The 14,021-nt window shown below is 67.5% G+C and carries 14 protein-coding genes and 1 pseudogene; 9 read left to right on the forward strand and 6 right to left on the reverse strand.

The window, feature by feature from the left end:
• Nucleotides 1-7 precede the first annotated feature (7 nt).
• The gene (locus ACK8CO_RS03690) at nucleotides 8-487 is read left to right on the forward strand and encodes a HugZ family protein (protein WP_414898204.1); all 480 of its coding nucleotides are present in this window, start codon (nucleotides 8-10) and stop codon (nucleotides 485-487) included.
• A 156-nt stretch (nucleotides 488-643) separates the two neighbouring features.
• Complete coding sequence (locus ACK8CO_RS03695) at nucleotides 644-1,543, forward strand: CHAD domain-containing protein (RefSeq protein ID WP_414898205.1); 900 nt, start codon at nucleotides 644-646, stop codon at nucleotides 1,541-1,543.
• A 34-nt stretch (nucleotides 1,544-1,577) separates the two neighbouring features.
• Here the strand turns inward: ACK8CO_RS03695 and ACK8CO_RS03700 are convergent, their stop codons facing one another.
• Nucleotides 1,578-3,149, reverse strand: coding sequence for a lysine--tRNA ligase (locus tag ACK8CO_RS03700; protein ID WP_414898206.1), 1,572 nt, complete (start codon nucleotides 3,147-3,149; stop codon nucleotides 1,578-1,580).
• A 191-nt stretch (nucleotides 3,150-3,340) separates the two neighbouring features.
• On the opposite strand from ACK8CO_RS03700, the gene ACK8CO_RS03705 reads away from it, so the two are divergent.
• Together ACK8CO_RS03705 and ACK8CO_RS03710 are read left to right on the forward strand one after the other, a co-directional pair.
• Nucleotides 3,341-3,712, forward strand: a complete 372-nt coding sequence (locus ACK8CO_RS03705; RefSeq protein WP_369822837.1) for a tellurite resistance TerB family protein — start codon at nucleotides 3,341-3,343, stop codon at nucleotides 3,710-3,712.
• A 3-nt stretch (nucleotides 3,713-3,715) separates the two neighbouring features.
• Entirely contained in the window at nucleotides 3,716-4,096 is a 381-nt protein-coding gene (locus tag ACK8CO_RS03710; RefSeq protein ID WP_196774359.1) for a hypothetical protein, read from the forward strand.
• A 6-nt stretch (nucleotides 4,097-4,102) separates the two neighbouring features.
• On the opposite strand, the gene dacB is transcribed toward ACK8CO_RS03710, so the two are convergent.
• Together dacB and ACK8CO_RS03720 are read right to left on the reverse strand one after the other, a co-directional pair.
• Nucleotides 4,103-5,593, reverse strand: coding sequence for a D-alanyl-D-alanine carboxypeptidase/D-alanyl-D-alanine-endopeptidase (gene dacB / locus ACK8CO_RS03715; RefSeq protein ID WP_414898207.1), 1,491 nt, complete (start codon nucleotides 5,591-5,593; stop codon nucleotides 4,103-4,105).
• Between the two features lie 130 nt (nucleotides 5,594-5,723).
• Nucleotides 5,724-6,332 carry a nicotinate-nucleotide adenylyltransferase gene (locus ACK8CO_RS03720; protein ID WP_414898208.1) on the reverse strand — a complete coding sequence of 203 codons (609 nt, stop codon included), beginning with the start codon at nucleotides 6,330-6,332 and terminating at the stop codon, nucleotides 5,724-5,726.
• A gap of 120 nt (nucleotides 6,333-6,452) precedes the next feature.
• Here ACK8CO_RS03720 and ettA point away from each other — a divergent pair, with 120 nt between their 5' ends.
• Entirely contained in the window at nucleotides 6,453-8,120 is a 1,668-nt protein-coding gene (gene ettA, locus ACK8CO_RS03725; protein WP_414898209.1) for an energy-dependent translational throttle protein EttA, read from the forward strand.
• Nucleotides 8,121-8,269: 149 nt separating this feature from the next.
• On the opposite strand, the pseudogene ACK8CO_RS03730 reads toward ettA, so the two are convergent.
• Nucleotides 8,270-8,778 (reverse strand): annotated as a pseudogene (locus tag ACK8CO_RS03730) (IS5 family transposase); the annotation flags it as partial.
• A gap of 375 nt (nucleotides 8,779-9,153) precedes the next feature.
• Here ACK8CO_RS03730 and ACK8CO_RS03735 point away from each other — a divergent pair.
• Both ACK8CO_RS03735 and ACK8CO_RS03740 read left to right on the forward strand, forming a co-directional pair.
• Nucleotides 9,154-9,330 (forward strand): integrase core domain-containing protein, encoded by a 177-nt coding sequence (locus tag ACK8CO_RS03735; RefSeq protein WP_414898210.1) that lies wholly within the window; start codon nucleotides 9,154-9,156, stop codon nucleotides 9,328-9,330.
• Nucleotides 9,331-9,593: 263 nt separating this feature from the next.
• The gene (locus tag ACK8CO_RS03740) at nucleotides 9,594-9,908 is read left to right on the forward strand and encodes a bactofilin family protein (protein WP_080615727.1); all 315 of its coding nucleotides are present in this window, start codon (nucleotides 9,594-9,596) and stop codon (nucleotides 9,906-9,908) included.
• 29 nt (nucleotides 9,909-9,937) lie between these two features.
• Here ACK8CO_RS03740 and ACK8CO_RS03745 read toward each other — a convergent pair whose 3' ends face one another.
• Entirely contained in the window at nucleotides 9,938-10,567 is a 630-nt protein-coding gene (locus tag ACK8CO_RS03745) for a hypothetical protein (protein WP_414898211.1), read from the reverse strand.
• 436 nt (nucleotides 10,568-11,003) lie between these two features.
• On the reverse strand, nucleotides 11,004-12,047 hold the full coding sequence (locus ACK8CO_RS03750; RefSeq protein WP_414898212.1) for a YihY/virulence factor BrkB family protein: 1,044 nt from the start codon (nucleotides 12,045-12,047) through the stop codon (nucleotides 11,004-11,006).
• A gap of 276 nt (nucleotides 12,048-12,323) precedes the next feature.
• Between ACK8CO_RS03750 and ACK8CO_RS03755 the strand changes: the two genes are divergently transcribed.
• The gene (locus ACK8CO_RS03755; RefSeq protein ID WP_414898213.1) at nucleotides 12,324-13,235 is read left to right on the forward strand and encodes a diacylglycerol/lipid kinase family protein; all 912 of its coding nucleotides are present in this window, start codon (nucleotides 12,324-12,326) and stop codon (nucleotides 13,233-13,235) included.
• Nucleotides 13,232-14,020 carry a metallophosphoesterase family protein gene (locus ACK8CO_RS03760; RefSeq protein WP_414898214.1) on the forward strand — a complete coding sequence of 263 codons (789 nt, stop codon included), beginning with the start codon at nucleotides 13,232-13,234 and terminating at the stop codon, nucleotides 14,018-14,020. The genes ACK8CO_RS03755 and ACK8CO_RS03760 overlap by 4 nt, the downstream gene beginning before the upstream one ends.
• Nucleotide 14,021: the final 1 nt, after the last annotated feature.

A 14,021-nucleotide genomic window follows, 5' to 3' on the forward strand; every position in this document is an offset into this window, starting at 1 on the left:
GCCCGGCATGGCGACCAGCGACCCGTTTCGCCCGGTCGATGCCACCGCCTTGGCGCTGGCCCGCAAGCTGATCGCCGGGGCCCGGTTCGCGGCGCTGGCAGTGCTGCGCGACGGCGCACCCTTCGTCACGCGAATCGCGCTGGCGCAGGGGCCGGACGGTCTGCCGGTGACGCTGGTCTCGGATCTGGCGCCGCATACGACGGCGCTCCGCGCCTGTCCCGACTGCTCGCTCCTGCTGGGCGAACCGGGCCCCAAAGGCGATCCGCTGACCCATCCGCGGCTGACGTTGCAGGCCCGCGCGGTCTTCGTCACCTGCCCCGCCGACCGGGCGGCACTGCGCGAAACCTATCTGAGGCAGCAGCCAAAGGCCCGGCTCTATGTCGATTTCACCGATTTCCATTTCGTCCGGCTGATTCCGCAATCCGGGCATCTGAATGGCGGATTCGGGCAGGCATTCCGGCTCGACGCCGCCGATCTGATCGGCTGATGCCCGTTTTCGCGGCAGCGTAAGAGCAGACCGCCCCGGCCCACCCAATCCCGGACCGCAATGCTTCCACCGCTGTCACAAAAGGCTCACAATCCGCGCCTAGGCATCGGAGACATTCCGGTTCCATACGAGTTCACGAAGACGACGCTTTCCGACATGACCTACCGCCTGAAACGCTCGGACAAGACCACCGAAGCCGCGCTGCGGCGGATCGCGGTAGAGGAAATCGACGCGGCACTGGCCGAGCTCGACGCGCCGCGCCTCGGGCTTCCCGAGAAGGTGCATGCGCTGCGCAAACGCAGCAAGAAGCTGCGCGCCCTGATCCGGATGGTCCGGCCCGACTTTCCCGCCTATGCCCGCGAGAACGCGGCCATCCGCGACGCGGCGCGGCGGCTGTCGGCCCTGCGCGACCGCGACAGCATGATCGAGGCCTTCGACCGTCTGGCCGCGGCCGGACGGCTGTCGGATCTTCCGGTCGGGGTCGCGCCGTTGCGGGCGCATCTGCTGGCGGGGCGCGCGCGCGCCATGGCGCGGACGGATATCGAGGTCGATCTGGCCGCCTTCCGCGAAACCATGGTGGCCCTGCGCGAACGGGCCCGGAGCTGGACGCTTTACGGCCATGGTTTCCGGCCGTTGCGGCGGGGGCTCGAACGCACCTTCGCCCGCGCCAAAAGCGGCCAGAGGGCCGCCGCGCGCAGCCCGAAGGACGCCCAGCTGCACGACTGGCGCAAGCGCGTCAGATATCACGGCTTCCATACCCGGCTCATGCGCCCCCTCGGGCCCGAGCGGCTGCGCCGGCGCTCGGAGCGGATCGACCGGCTCTCGGAGCTTCTCGGAGAGCATCACGATCTCGCGCTGCTCGGCGCCCATGTCGCGGCCAGCCCCGATCTGCCCGGCGGTCCTGAACTGCGCGCCGAGCTTGGCGCCCGGATCGCGGCCCGGCAGGCGGAGCTTGCGGCAAGGACACAGAAGCTGGGCAGGAAGCTCTTCAGCCAGCCCGGCGGGACATTCGGACGCCTCTGGAAACGGCGCTGGAAGGCTTGGCGCCGGGCCTGAACGCCCGACGCCCGCCATCTGATCGCGGGGCGGCTCAGCCGCGCGCCAGCGCATCCTCGATCAGCCGCACCGTCTCGTCGATGCCGTAAAGCGCGATGAAGCCGCCGAAGCGCGGCCCCTGGCTCGCGCCCAGCAGCACCTCGTAAAGCGCCTTGAACCAGTCGCGCAGCGGGTCGAACCCGTGATCCTTGCCGACCGCGAAGACGAGACTTTGCAACTCTTCGGCATCCTGCCCGCCATCCCAGAGCTTCAGCCGGGCGACGAGATCCTCCATCGCCGCGCGTTCCTTTGCATCGGGGGCGCGGAACTGGCGGTGCGGCGCCACGAAATCATGGAAATAGCGCACCGCGAAGGCCGCCGCCTGATCGAGGTCGGGATGGGTCTCGGGCGAGGCCTCGGGCGCATAGCGTTTGATGAAGCCCCACAGCCCGTCCTTGTCGGTCGCCCCCGCCACCGAGGCCAGGTTCAGAAGCATCGCGAAGGGCACCACCATCCGGCTTTCGGGCGGGGTGCCGCCATGGATATGCCAGACCGGGTTGTCGATCTGCGCCTTCGGCTCCTGCCCCGGATAGGCGCGCAACTGCTGATGATACTCGTCCACCGCCTTCGGGATCACGTCCCACCACAGCCGCTTGGCGGTCTTGGGCTTCTGGTACATGAAATAGCTCAGGCTCTCGGTCGAGGCATAGCTCAGCCATTCGTCGATGGTCAGCCCGTTGCCCTTCGATTTCGAGATCTTCTCGCCATTCTCGTCGAGGAAGAGCTCATAGGTGAAATGCTCGGGCTTCCTGCCGCCGAGGATCTCGCAGATCCGGTCATAGATCGGCGTGTTGGTGGAATGGTCCTTGCCATACATCTCGAAATCGACGCCGAGCGCGGCCCAGCGCGCGCCGAAATCGGGCTTCCACTGCAGCTTTACGTTGCCGCCCGTCACCGGCAGCGTCCATTCGCGGCCGGTCTCGTCATCGAAGGTGACGGTGTGGTTCGCGGCATCGACATGCTTCATCGGCACATAAAGCACCCGCCCCGTCTCGGGATGGACCGGCAGGAAGATCGAATAGGTCTGCTGACGCTCGTCGCGCAGCGATTTCAGCATGACCTTCATGATCTCGTCATAGCGTTCGGTCGCCAGCTTCAGCGTGTCGTCGAACCGGCCCGAGCGGTAGAACTCGGTCGCCGAATAGAACTCGTATTCGAAGCCGAAAGTGTCGAGGAAACGCCGCAGCATGGCGTTGTTGTGATCGCCGAAGCTCTCATATTCGCCGAACGGGTCGGGCACCGAGGTCAGCGGACGCTGCAGATTCTCGTGCAGAAGCTCCTGGTTGGGAACATTGCCGGGCACCTTGCGCATGCCGTCCATGTCGTCCGAAAAGCAGATCAGCCGGGTCGGAATGTCCGAGATCGCCTCGAAGGCGCGACGGATCATCGTCGTGCGCAGCACTTCGCCGAACGTTCCCATATGGGGCAGGCCCGAGGGACCGTAGCCGGTCTCGAACAGGATATGGCCCTTGTCCGCGGCCCCCTTCTCGGCGCGCTTGAGCAGCTTCCGGGCCTCTTCGAAGGGCCAGGCCTTGGAACTCATCGCGGCATCGCGGAGGTTGGACATGTTTCGCACTCTCTTCGCTGGCCGGACCCTGCGCCGGTCGCTTCGTGGCCGGACCCCATGCCCGGCAAGGCCCCGACTCCTATTGCCCCCCTTTCGCCTCGTCAATATTCTGCGCCGCAACAGGATCCAAGGAGGCACCATTGACCGATACCGAAACGCCCCTTTCCGCCCAGGACGCGCTGGTCGCGATCATGGTGGCGGTCTCTGCCTCCGACGAGACCATCCGCACCGCCGAGCTGGTGACCATCGAACGGATGGTGAATCACCTGCCGATCTTCGCCGACTACGACCAGGACCGGATCCGGATCGTGGCCCAGACCGTGTTCGACCTGTTCAGCGAATATGACGGGCTCGACGCGCTGTTCGGACTGGTCAGCGAGGCCTTGCCCGAGAAGCTGCACGAGACCGCCTATGTGCTGGCCTGCGACGTGGCCGCGGCCGACGGGCGGCTGGGCGAGACCGAATTGCGGCTGCTCGAGGAAATCCGCTACGAGCTGAATATCGACCGTCTGGCCGGCGCGGCCATCGAGCGCGCGGCGCGGGCCCGGCACATGGTGCTCTAGCCGGTGGTGCCGGTCGGTCTGCCCGTCGATCTGCCCGCGCGGTTCTGGCCCTTTGCCGACCGTTTCGTGGCCAGCGCCCGGATCGTGCTCGACCGCCCGAAGGGCTCGGCCCATCCGCGCTTTCCCCAGATCGTCTACCCGCTCGACTATGGTTATCTCGACGGCACCCGCGCCATCGACGGCGACGGGGTGGATCTGTGGCGCGGCAGCCTGCCCGAGCCCCGGGTCAGCGGCGTCATCGCCTCGATGGACCTGACCAAGCACGATGCCGAGCTCAAGCTGCTCCTGGGCTGCACCGGGGCCGAAATGGCCCGGATCGATGCCTTTCACAATCAGGCTGGCTTCGTCGCCGGGCTGCTGATCGCCCGGCCCGACGGGGTCTGAGCCGCCTCAGGCATAGGTCCCGGCCCAGCGCCGCAACAAGTCGTGCTGCAGCATCCGCGCCCGCGTCAGCCAGGCCCGGCCGCCCGGCGGACGCTCCATCTCCTCGGGCCTGATCCGCGCCCGCCGCTCCTCGTCGGCCGAGAAGATCGCAAAGGCCATCTGCCGTCCGCCGGGCCGGCCGATATATCCCGCCAGCGCCGAGACAAAATTGAGCGTGCCGGTCTTGGCCACGACCTCGACCGGATGCTCGGGTAGCGGCCGGCCCGAGCCGTCGCGCAGCGGGACCTCCTTCAGGAGCGGCCTGAGCTGCCCCTCGGGCGCGGCGATGGCCAGCGTGCGCACCAGGTCGAGCGGCGAGAGCCGTGAGGCCTCGCCCAGCCCGGAATGATCGACGAAGCGGGCCTTCGGCGCGCCCATCCGCGACGCCATCCACTCGGTCATCGCCTGTCCGGACTGGGCCAGGCTCTGCGGCTGCCCGCCGCGGGCGATGGTCGCGGCCAGCCCCACCACCTCGGCTGTGACATTGGTCGAGTATTTCAGCATGTCGTGCAGGATCTCGGACAGCGGGGCGCTGTCGATCCGGCCGATCTGGAAGGCCTCGGCCGATCCTTTCAGGACCTCGGGCGCGCCAAGCGCGATCCCCTGCGCCCGGGCGAGGGTCTGGAACACCTCGGCACAGTAAAGCGCGGGGCGGCGCACCGGCAGCCAGCGCGCGCCCTCGGCGCCCAGCGCGCCACGGGCCACCGTCCATTCGTCGATGCCGCCCTTCGAGGCATAGGTATAGACCGGGGTGGTACGGTCGACGACCAGCATCCGCGCCACGCCGACCGCGGGCGAATGGCGCCGGGCACGTGCATCCATCGTCACCGCATAGCCGTCGGAGGCGCGGCGCCATTCGAAATGGACCCGGTTGAAATTGAGGTTCAGCCCCGAAAGCGCCGGATTGTAGCCCACCTGGGGCGGCTGGTCGGGATCGATCGCCGGAACCATGGGCAATGCGCCTGCATGGTAGAGGAACCGGCCCGCGACCTCGACCACGCCATTGGCCCTGAGCTGTGCCGCGAGATCGCCAAGCTGGTCGGTATCGAGCGTCGGATCGCCCCCGCCCACCAGCACCAGATCGCCCTCGAGCCGCCCGCCCGCGATCGGGCCGGTGGCGATCAGCCGCGTCGTGAAGCGGTATTCGGGCCCCAGCGCGTCGAGCGCGTAAAGCGCGGTGACCGATTTCGCGACCGATGCCGGCGGCAGGCCCAGCTCCGGCCGGTGCGTCTCCAGAAGCGCCCCGGTCCCGAGATCGGCAATCGCGAAGGCGACCTTGCCCGACAGGCCGGCCCGTTCGAGAAGTTGCGCGGCATCGGCGATGTGGTCGCCCTGTTGCGGCCGAGGCCGCGGCACCAGCGAACGCTCGAGCGGCGCGCCAAGTGCAGCAGAGGCCGGACCGGCCAGAAGCCCGCCAAGAAACAGGCGCCGCGAGAAGAAATTTCCGGAATTTGTCATGCGCGCGAGTGAACCAAATCGGCCGGGTGGCGGCAAGCCGGGAAAGGGGACGCTGCCCCGATCCTGCCAGGCCCCGCCCCGACCCGGACCGGATGCTCCGGAACCACCGCGCTCAGCGGGTGCAACCGGCTCACCCCCGCCGCCGCCAGTCGCCGCGGGCACGGATTTCCGAGGAGGACAGATCGACCATCGGCATGTTGAGATAGCACCAGGCCGGGGGCTGGCTGTCGGCCAGCAGAGCCGCATCGCTCGGATCGAGCCGGTAGCGCGCATGCGTCCGCGCCGCCCGCGCCCGGCGCGCCGCCACCCCCTGCCCCGGCCGCGCCAGCACCCCCACCGGGACGGTGTCGAGGATCCAGCGCCAGCGGTCCCAGCGGTGGAAGCTGGCCAGATTGTCCGCCCCCATCAGCCAGACAAAGCGAACGCCGGGATAAAGCGCCATCAGCCGCTCCAGCGTCTGGGCGGTGTAGCGGGTGCCGATCCGGGCCTCGATATCGGTGATCTCGACGCGCGGATGCTGCATCACCGCCTCGGCCGCCGCAATCCGCCGCGCCATCGGCGCCGGACCCTCGGCCTTCAGCGGATTGCCCGGCGAGACCAGCCACCAGACCCGGTCGAGCCCGAACCGCTTCAGCGCGATGCGGGTGATATGGGCATGCCCCTCATGGGCCGGATCGAAGGAGCCGCCTAGAAGCCCGATCCGCATCCCTGCCCGCGCCTTCGGAAACCCCGCCCGCATTCACTTGCCCCAACCGCTCGATCGACAGGGCCGCACGTTAACCCGCCCGTCATTGCCCTTGTCCAGCGGAATCGCTATGTGCTGGCGTGACTGTTACACCTTTTGCACGAGGCGTTCGCGATGGCTTCCTACCAATATGTCTACCACATGGACGGGGTGTCCAAGACCTATCCGGGCGGCAAGAAATGCTTCGAGAACATCCGCCTCAACTTCCTGCCCGGGGTCAAGATCGGTGTCGTCGGCGTCAACGGCGCCGGGAAATCGACGCTTTTGCGGATCATGGCGGGCTGGGACAAGGACTTCTCGGGCGAGGCCTGGGCGGCCAAGGGTGCGCGCGTCGGCTATCTGCCGCAGGAGCCCGAACTCGACGCATCTCTGTCGGTCCGCGAGAACGTGATGCTGGGCGTGGCCGGGAAGAAGGCCAAGATCGACCGCTTCAACGAGGTCGCGATGAAGGTCGCCGAGGAGTACTCGGACGAGCTGATGGAAGAGATGACGACCCTTCAGGACCAGATCGACGCCGAGAACCTGTGGGATCTCGACAGCCAGATCGACGTCGCGATGGAGGCCCTGCGCTGCCCGCCCGACGATGCGCCGGTCGAGACCCTCTCGGGCGGCGAGCGGCGCCGGGTGGCACTGTGCAAGCTGCTTCTCGAAGCCCCCGACATGCTGCTTCTGGACGAACCGACCAACCACCTCGACGCCGAGACCGTCGCCTGGCTGCAGCAGCACCTGATCGAGTACAAGGGCACGATCCTGATCGTCACCCATGACCGTTACTTCCTCGACGACATCACCGGCTGGATCCTCGAACTCGACCGCGGCCGGGGCATTCCCTATGAGGGCAATTATTCCAGCTGGCTGGAACAGAAGGCCAAGCGCCTGGCCCAGGAGGCCCGCGAGGACAAGGCCAAGCAGAAACAGCTGGAACGCGAGCTTGACTGGATCCGCGCCGGCCAGAAGGCCCGGCAGGCCAAGTCCAAGGCCCGGATCCAGGCCTATGAGGAGATGGCCGGCCAGTCCGAGCGCGAAAAGCTCAGCCGCGCCCAGATCATCATCCCCAACGGCCCGCGGCTGGGCGGCAAGGTGATCGAGATCGAGGGCCTCAAGAAGGGCTTCGGCGACCGGCTTCTGATCGAGGATCTCAGCTTCGCGCTGCCTCCGGGCGGCATCGTCGGCGTGATCGGTCCGAACGGCGCCGGGAAATCGACCTTCTTCCGGATGCTGACGGGGCAGGAAACCCCTGACGAGGGCCGCATCGAGTTCGGCGACACGGTCAAGCTGTCCTATGTCGACCAGTCCCGCGACGCGCTCGATCCCGACAAGACGGTCTGGGAAGAGATCTCGGACGGGCTCGACATCGTGGTTCTGGGCGATGCCGAGGTGAACAGCCGCGCCTATTGTTCCTCCTTCAACTTCAAGGGGGGCGACCAGCAGAAGAAGGTGGGGCTTCTGTCGGGCGGCGAGCGCAACCGCGTTCACATGGCCAAGCTTCTGAAATCGGGCGGCAACGTGCTTCTGCTCGACGAACCGACCAACGATCTGGACGTCGAGACGCTGCAGGCACTGGAAACGGCGCTGGAGGATTTCGCGGGCTGCGCGGTCATCATCTCGCACGACCGTTTCTTCCTCGACCGGCTCTGCACTCATATCCTGGCTTTCGAGGGCGAGGCCCATGTCGAATGGTTCGAGGGCAACTTCGAGGCCTATGAGGAAGACAAGGTCCGCCGCCTCGGCCCCGATGCGGTCGAACCGAAGCGGGTGAAGTACAAGAAGTTCGCGCGGTAGGTCACACTTGCAACACTGCCCCGCATGCCACAAAAATTGCGAAAAGGAGCAATTTTTGTGGCACAGTTTTCTTTCTTTGCCGACGAAAGCGGGCACGTAACACAAGAGCCGGGCGTATCTGATGAGGTAGGCTCAGGACTCGTTCTCACTCAAAGCCAAAAGATGACGGTTGCGGCGAGAGTGAACGCTGAGAAGAAGGTCTTGGGGCATCTGTCATATCTGGTCGCGACACGGCGCCAGTCCTTGAGCCTGCCGAACATGATCTCGATACGGTTCCGGCGTTTGTCGTATTTTGCGATTGTTTTGCGTCGTTTCCGGCCCGGGATGCAGGCGCGTATCCCTTTGTCTTGAAACGCTTCTCGGAACCAATCGGCGTCGTAGCCCCGATCCCCGAGCAGCCAGTCGACATCGGGCAGGCTGCTGAGCAACGCTCGCGCCCCGATGTAATCTCTGACTTGGCCAGCGGAGACGAAGAAGCTGATCGGGCGCCCGTTGCTGTCGCAGATGGCATGCAGCTTGGAGTTCATGCCGCCCTTGGTGCGACCGATCAGGCGACCACGCTCCCCTTTTTTGCGCCCAGGCTGGACGCGGTGCGATGTGCCTTCAGGTAAGTCGCATCAATCATCACCGTCTTCTTCTCGCCGTGCTCGGCAGCCAGCGCGCCGTGGGCATGCGGCCCCGCATCCAGGATGTTCCGTCTGTCGCAGCTGCGCCGAACGAGAGATGGTCCACCGATCTCGCACGCATCTGGACCGGCAAGGACGGCTGGGCCTCGCTGGCCCTGGTGATCGACTGCCACACGCGCGGGCTGCTGGGCTAGCACCTGTCGAAGTCCGGCAAGGCCGCGACGGCCAGCGCCGCGCTTGAGCATGCCCTGATCGCGAGGTTCGGTACCCTGGGCCGGGTCGAGGAGGAGTTCCTGCTCCGCTCGGATAATGGGCTCGTCTTCACCAGCAACCACTTCACGACCATCGTCCGCGGGTACGGGCTGAAGCAGGAGTTCATCACCCCTCACTGCCCACAGCAGAACGGCATGGTCGAGCGCTTCATCCGGACGCTCAAGGAGCAATGCGTGCATCGGCACCGCTTCGAAAGCATCCAACACGCGATGCGCGTCATCGGTGACTGGCTTGCCTTCTACAATAACCGCCGCCCTCCTAAGGCGCTTGCCATGCGCACGCCTGCTGAGGCATTCACATTAGCGGCTTAACCTGAGCAGATTCCGCTGGGTCGATACACAACCGCCATCAAGGCATCCTCCCCTCCGGGACGCCAAGGCCATCTCGAGCGTTGTTCGGAACGGCGGCGCCGATCCTGCGGACCGCCACAAAAGCCGCGCCGCCGGTCCGGGGCCCGTCGCAACCGGGCAACGGTGGGCCGGGAAGGCGGGTCCGGCCGGGGACAGGGCTTGTGGCCGGCGCCATCCCGCCGCATTGAGAGCCCGAAACAAGACCCCAGAGCGGAGCGGCGTATATGGCCCAGGCAATCATCTCGCAGGACCTCACGATCGAAGGCGATCTCGTCGCTAAGGACAGCGCTGTGATCGTCAACGGACAGGTCAAGGGCAACATCACCGCCAAGACGATCGAGGTCAGCGCGACCGGACAGGTCACAGGGGCCCTTGCCGCCGAGGCGGTCACCATCAACGGCACGATCTCGGGCCGCGTCACCTGCACCGATCTCACGCTCTCGGCCTCGGCCCGGGTCCAGGCCGATCTGAGCGCAAAAAGCCTGACCTCGAGCAAGGGCGCCCGGGTCTCGGGCCGGGTCGAGATCACCGGACGCTGAGACGCGCGGCCCCGGCCCGTCCTACCCGGTCAGGCCGCGATCGGGGCCAGCGCGGGCAGGACCGGTTCGTCGAAACTCAGCAGCCCCAGCAACAGCCCGGCCTGAGCCTCCAGCCGGCCACGGAGCTGTTCGACCGCCTCATGCGAGCCGGGATGCTCGGACAGGAGCCGCAGATTGGCGGCCAGCGCGCGAGAAAGAGGCTCGCCCGCCCGGCGCCGCCCGGCAATATCGGCGCGCCAGTCCAGCGTCCTGAGCAGATGCACATCGGCACCGAGGATCAGCTCCAGCGCCCTGGGCGGGGCTGTCGCGCGATGCAGCTCGGAGGCATGCGGCGTGAGCGCGCCATAAGCCAGAAGACCGGGCGCCGACAGGATTTCCTCCAGCCGGAACAGGTCCTGCCGGGCCTCGGGATCGAGATGCCGGGCCGACAGGCAGACCGGTCGGCCCTCCTCGCCGATCACCACCAGCGCCTCGGCCGGATGCCCGGTCAGCGACCGTCGCCCGAAGGCGATGAAGCGTTTGACAAGACCAATGCACTCGCCCGCCCGGGCGTCGCGCGCCCGGGGAAACAGATCGGCCAGCAAGGCGCCCGCGCGCGCGCTGACCAGTCCGCGCGTCCATGCAAAAGGCACGGGCGCAAGTTCTGCGATCTGGGTCATTTTCACGTCCTGCTCGTTATTTTTATGATATTGCGTGAATCACGATAGAATTGACTTAAAATTTCAATCAAGAAAAAACTCAGGGATCGCGGCGCAGAAGAAAATATGTTGCCCGCGTGCCTGATCGCAAAGCGCCTGACCGCAGGTCTCAACCGGGCCGCTCTGCCCTTTTCTGCGCGCTGTTTCAGATCCGCCTTCCCCGATAAGGCAGAAGGTCATCGAAAAGCTGCAGGTTTTCGACAATGCCCCGTCATTCTGCTGCAAAGGAGCTTACCTCACAGACGGACATCTCGGCCCCGCCCGAAGCCCGTGCACGGGACCGGAGGCCTCTGCGCTCGGGTGACGGACAGGACGGACCGACGCGCCCCCCAGGCGATGCGGCGGGGCATCGCCTCACCGTGCCCGGGAGCGCGCGCCCGCCGCCGGGTGGCTCGTTTCAGCCGGGCCCGGACGTCGTCTCCTCTGCACCGCGTCCGGCGGAGTCCGAAGACGGCGCCTTGCCGTTCTTCAGCGTCCCGGTCTCGTCGCGGACATGATCGGCGACATGGGCCCCGCGGTCGCCCTCGGCGCGCTCGGGGCCTGTCGTGCTGTCGCGCCGGGTCAGCAGCTCGAGCTCGGCATTCAGCGCCGCGCCGATCAGCGTCACCGCTGCGCTGAGATACAGCCAGAACAGCAGCGCAACCACCGCACCCAGCGAGCCGTAAACCTCGTTGAGCCGGTCGAAACTGCGCATATAGGCGGCCAGCGCGACCGAGCCCAGCGCCCAGGCGCAGACCGAGAAGACCGCCCCCGGCGTCACCCATTGCAGCCGCGCGGCGCGGCGGTTCGGGCCGTAGCGGTAGACCAGCGCGATGGCCAGAAAGACCACGCCCAGCATCAGGACCCATTTCAGCAGGGTGATCGGCAGCTCGATGGCTGCGGGCAGCTTGACGAAGGCCAGCACGGCCGGGATCAGCACCACCGCCGAGAAGGCCAGAAGAGCCACGAAGATCAGAACCGCCGTCAGCGCCACCGCCAGGGCAATCCTCACGATCGGATTGCCCCGGTTCTTCTCGCCGTAAATGGCGTTGAGGCCGCGGATCAGCCCCGCAACCGCCGCCCGCGCGCTCCAGATCGCAAGCAGGATCGACACCAGACTGGTCCAGCCCAGCGTCGAGGAGCTGGTGCCGACCAGCGCCACGACCTGGCGCTGCATGACCTCGTAGGCGCCGGCGGGCAGCACCTCAGAGGCCATCGACAGCTGCTCCTGGATCATGGTCGGATCGGCGAGAAAGCCCCAGATCGCGATCAGCGCGGCAAGCGCGGGAAAAATCGACAGGAAGCTGTAGAAGGCCACGCCGGCCGCGATCAGGGCGACGTTGCGTTCATCCATGCCCTGCCAGACGCGAAAGATCGCAATGCGCCAGTCGCGGGCACTGTACTGGCCGGGGCGGATCGCAGCCTGGCCCGGCCGCGACGATGTCTGGCTGGCGGCGTTCATGCGCGGCTCTCCCGGCCGACCCCTTCGGTGGGGCGGGCAAAGACGGACAGAAGGCTCAAGGGCATTTCCTCCGGATTTCCTGTGGGCATTTCAGCACGTCCCGTCCAACGCGCGAGGGTGCGCCCGGGTTCCCGCAAAACGCGCAATAACACCCACCGGCCCGGCCGCGAACCAGGAAAGCGGCGGCGCCCCGCCGGGCCGGGCCGTTCCCGGGAACGCGGCGCGCGCCGGAACGTTCGGACAGTGCCCCAGACCGGACCCAGGACAGGACACCCGATGCCAGGATCTTCCGACTTCTGCCTCATCGTCAACGACCGCGCCGGAGACCATTCCGGCCCCGGATCGCGCAGCGACATACTGCGCGGGCTGTGCCTGCAAGCGGGGGTCGAGGCCGAGATCTGGCGCCCGCGCCGGGGCCAGAGCCTGACCGGGCTGGCGCATGAGGCGCTCGAGCGGGGCTGCGGCACGCTGGTCGCCGCGGGCGGCGACGGCACGATCTCGGCCGTGGCCGAGGCCTGCCATGCCCGCGACGCCCCGCTCGGGGTGATCCCGCAGGGCACCTTCAACTATTTCGCCCGCGGGCTCGGCATCCCGCTGGAGCCCGAGGCGGCAGTCGCGGCCCTGGCCGACGGCACCGCTGCCGAGGTGCATCTGGGCGAGGTGAATGGCCGGATCTTTCTCAACAATGCCAGCCTCGGGCTGTACCCCGCGATCCTCGAGCGGCGCGAGACCACCTACAGGCGCTGGGGCCGCAGCCGGGTCGCGGCCTACTGGTCGGTGGCCCAGACCCTGGTCGGCGCCCGCCGCGCAATGCGGCTCAGGCTCGATCTCGACGGCGTCGCGCAAGAGCTGCACACGCCGCTCGCCTTCGTCGCCAACAGCGCCTATCAGCTACGGCAGTTCAATCTCGAGGGCGCCGATGCGCTCGAGGAAGGCCGCTTTGCCCTTTTCACCGCCCCGGACGGCAGCCAGATCGAGATCATGCGCGCGACGCTCGGGCTTGCGCTCGGCGCCGCACAGGAGGGGCAGGATTTCGAGCTGCGCCGGGCGGCAAGGATCGTGATCGACCCGGGGCGGCCGCGAGTGCTGGTCGCGCGCGACGGCGAGCGCGAGACCATGCGCAGCCCGCTGACGATCCGTCGCCGCGACCGCCCGCTCCGGGTGCTGGTGCCCGGGGCCGCGGCGTGATCCGCATCGCGCATATCTCGGACCTGCATTTCGGCCGCACCGCGCCCGAGCTGCTCGACCCGCTGATCGGGGCGCTGAACGCGGCCGGGGCCGATCTGGTCGCGGTGACCGGCGATCTGACCCAGCGTGCGCGGGCAGGACAGTTCCGCGCCGCCCGCGCCTTTCTCGGCCGGCTCGATCCGCCCTGGCTTGCGGTGCCCGGCAATCACGATGTGCCGCTCGACAATCCATGGCTGCGGCTGCTTTGCCCCTATGCCCGCTATCGTCGCCATATCTCGGCCGATCTGGCGCCCCGGGCCCGGATCGGCGCGCTGACGGTGCAGGGCTTCAACACCGTCGATCCGCTGCGCTGGCAGCGCGGCAAGGTGCGGCGGCGCGATCTCGACGCGGCCTGCGCGGCCTTCGACGGCGCGCCGGGCCCCAGGCTTGCCATGGCGCATCACCCGTTCGAACAGGCACCCGGCACTCCGAAAAGCCTGATGAAGCACGCCCGGCCCTCGCTCGAGGCGCTGGCGCGCTGCGGCGCCGATATCGTGCTGTCAGGCCATCTGCACCGCTGGCGGGCCGAGCCCTTCCTGACCCGCGAGGCCGGGCGGCGGGTGCTGCAGGTGCATGTCGGCACCGGGCTCTCGACCCGGCTGCGCGGTCAGGAGAACGACTTCGCGCTGCTCGCCATCGAGGGCGATCAGATCGAACTCACCCGGATGGTGGCAAAGGATAGCGCATTCCGTCCGGCCAGCCTCGCCGTCTTCCGCAAGGGGCTGGCGGGCTGGACCGGAGTCTGAG

Origin of the sequence: Rhodovulum sp. HP10 (assembly GCF_047553435.1) — a bacterium.
Taxonomy (GTDB): Bacteria; Pseudomonadota; Alphaproteobacteria; order Rhodobacterales; family Rhodobacteraceae; genus Rhodovulum.